1 protein-coding gene is annotated in these 3,536 nt (G+C 55.8%); it reads left to right on the top strand.

From position 1 onward, the window contains the following. A partial coding sequence (locus tag L696_RS0101250; protein WP_025682030.1) for a condensation domain-containing protein occupies positions 1-3,536 on the top strand: 3,536 nt, incomplete at both ends.

Genomic DNA, 3,536 nt, shown 5'->3' with positions numbered 1-3,536 from the left:
TACTTGAACCGTCCGGAGCTGACGGAAGAGAAGTTCGTAGACAGTCCGTTCGCCGCGGGCGAGCGGCTGTATCGCACGGGAGACTTGGCGCGGTGGATGGAGGACGGCAACGTGGACTTCATCGGCCGGATCGACAACCAGGTGAAAATCCGGGGGTACCGGATTGAGCTTGGTGAAATTGAAGCGGCCATGAAAAATTTTGCCGGCGTGCGTCAAGCGCTTGTCATCGACCGGACGGACGAGCGGGGGCAGAAATATTTGTGCGGGTATGTCGTAGCGGATTCCAGCTTCGATCTGGAAGGGCTTGTGGCCCATCTGGACGCCGCGCTGCCTTCCCATATGGTGCCTTCGCGCATCATGCGCCTGGATCAAATGCCGCTTACGCCGAACGGGAAGATCGACCGTAAAGCGCTGCCTGTGCCGGAAGGAAGCATTCGTGCCGAGGCTGCATACACGGCGCCTCGTACTCCTGCCGAGCAAGCACTTGCGTCGGTCTGGCAGTCGGTGCTGGGCGTGGATCAGGTCGGCACGATGGACAATTTCTTTGCGCTCGGCGGCGATTCGATCAAGGCATTGCAGGTATCGTCCCGTCTTTTGCAAACGGGGTACAAGCTGGTCATGAAAGATTTGTTCCATTACCCGACGATTTCCGCCCTTAGTTTGCAGCTGCAAACGGCGGAGAGAACGGCAAGCCAGGCCGAAGTGACGGGAGAGGTCATCTTGACCCCGATTCAGCGCTGGTTCTTTGAACAAAATCCGGCCGACGTGCATCACAGCAATCAGGCGTTCATGCAGTTCTCCAAGCAAGGCTTTGACGAAGAAGCTTTACGCCAAGCGGTGCGTCAGCTTGTCGTGCATCACGATGCTCTCCGTACGGTTTACCGCCAAACCGAGAACGGCTATACCGCCTGGAACCGCGGCGCCGGGGAGAACGAAGCACTGTTCGATCTGGAAGTTGTCGATTTCAAGGGAGTCGGCGATGTGAAAGAAGCGGTAGAGGCTAAGGCGAATGACATTCAAGCGAGCATCGATCTGGAAAACGGTCCGCTGGTGAAGCTCGGCTTGTTCCGCTGCGACGACGGCGACCACCTGCTCATCGCGATCCATCACTTGGTCGTAGACGGCGTATCCTGGCGGATTCTGCTTGAGGATTTTGCTGCCGGCTATGAGCAGGCGCTGCAAGGGCAGCCGATCCGTCTGCCGCTTAAAACGGATTCATTCCAAACGTGGGCGAAACAGCTCGCTGATTATGCGAACGGTCCGGCGATGGAAAGCGAGAGAGAGTATTGGCAGCATATCGAGCAATTGACCTATGAGCCGCTTCCGAAAGATTTTGAACAAGGCAGATCCAAGCTGAAGGACAGCGGGCTCGTGACCGTTCGCTGGACGGCGGAGGAAACCGAACAACTGCTGAAGCAGGCACACTGTGCTTACCATACGGAAATGAACGATTTGCTGCTTGCCGCGCTTGGCCTCGCGGTACAAGCTTGGAGCGGCCGGGAACGCGTGCTGGTGAATCTCGAAGGCCACGGCCGGGAAGATATTTTGCCGGATGTGGACATTACGCGCACGGTAGGCTGGTTTACAAGCCAATTCCCTGTCGTTCTGGAGCCGGGTCACGCCCAGGCGCTCGGTCATCAGGTGAAACAGGTTAAAGAAAGCTTGCGCCGCATTCCGAACAAAGGAATCGGCTACAGCATCCTGCGTTATTTGTCGACGCCGCGTGACGGCGAGCGCTTCGCTTTGGAGCCGGAGATCAGCTTTAACTATTTGGGTCAGTTCGACCAGGATTACGAAAGCAGCGGCTCGAGGCCGTCTCCGTTCAGCCCGGGCTCCGATTCAAGCCCGAATGCAGTGATGGATTATGTCCTCGATATCAACGGTATGGTGTCGGAAGGAGTGCAGGAACTCACGATCCGTTATGGGGAAACCCAGTATAAACGGGAAACGGTAGAGCGCCTGGGCACTCTGCTTCATTCGAGCTTGCGTGAAATCATCAGCCATTGCGTATCGAAAGAGCGGCCGGAGCTTACGCCTAGCGACGTACTGCTTCAAGATGTGACGTTGGAGGAACTGGAGCGGCTGGCCGAACATACGGCGGCGCTTGGCGAACTGGAGAATGTATACACCCTGACTCCGCTGCAAAAAGGGATGTTGTTCCACAGCCTGCTGGATGCCGATTCGGAAGCTTACTTCGAACAGGTGACCTTCGATCTGTACGGAAGCCTGAATGTCGAAGCCTTCACCCAAGGATTGGATACGCTGGTGCAGCGGAATGAGGCGCTGCGGACCAACTTTATTACCGGCTGGAGAGACGAGCCGATTCAAGTGGTATTCCGCAAGCGGAAGTGTGAAGTGTACTTCGAAGATATTCGCTCGGTAAGCGATGAAGACCCGGAGAAGACGATAGCCGATTTCGTCAGCGCGGATAAAGCGAACAAGTTCGATTTGGCCCGAGGCTCTCTTATGCGCGTGACAGTTTTGCGCACGGGCGACGAGTCCTACCATGTGATCTGGAGTCACCATCACATTTTGATGGACGGCTGGTGCATGTCCTTCATGATCAAGGAAGTGTTCGACACCTACTTCGCGTTCCAGGAGAAGCGGACGCTGGAGCTTCCTCCGGTTACCTCGTACTCCCGGTATATCGAATGGCTGGAAGCTCAAGATGCCGCGAAAGCTTCGCGTTACTGGTCCGAGTATTTGGCGGGTTACGATCAGCAGACCAAGCTGCCCCAGGAGAAAACGCAGCTGAAGCAGGGCGCTTTTGAAGCGGCTGAAATCGATGTGGAACTCAGCAAGGAACTGACCGGGCAAATCGAGCGGGTGGCGCGCCAGCAGCAGGTGACGCTCAATACGTTCATGCAGACCGTATGGGGACTGGTTCTGCAGGTATATAACAACAGCGAGGATGTCGTATTCGGCTCCGTCGTATCCGGGCGTCCGGCCGAAATTCCGGGCATCGAAAGCATGATCGGCCTGTTTATTAATACAATCCCGGTCCGTATTCAAGGCAAAGCCGAGGAGACGGTAGCCGATATCTTGAGAAAAACCCAGGATCAAGCGCTGGCATCGGGAGCTTACGAAACGTTCCCGCTGTTCGAAATTCAGTCGCTGAGCGAGCAAAAGCGCGACTTGATCAACCATATCATGGTCTTTGAAAATTATCCGATGGAAGAACAGATTGAGCAGGTCGTCGGGGGAGACAAAGAAGCGCTGAAAATCGCTAATATCCAGTCGCCGGAGCAAACGAACTACGACCTGGACATTACCGTCATTCCGGAAGAGCATATTTTGCTGCGGTTTACGTACAATGCGCTGACGTTCAGAGAGGAAGACATCAGGCTGATCCACGGTCATTTTGCCCGGGCACTGGAGAAGGTTGCGGCTAACCCGAACATCCGCGTGAATCAGTTGGAGCTTTTGACGACGGCGGAAAAAGAACAAATTCTCGGTGCGTTCAACCCGGCGCAGCCGGAAGCGGCTCCTGCGGCCACGTTCCACCGGCTGTTTGAGGAACAGGCGGAGCGCACGCC

The sequence above is a fragment of the Paenibacillus maysiensis genome, assembly GCF_000520815.1.
Taxonomy (GTDB): domain Bacteria; phylum Bacillota; class Bacilli; order Paenibacillales; family Paenibacillaceae; genus Paenibacillus; species Paenibacillus maysiensis.
Note: the sequence above shows the minus strand (reverse complement) of the source record. Positions and strands in the feature narration are given on the sequence as shown.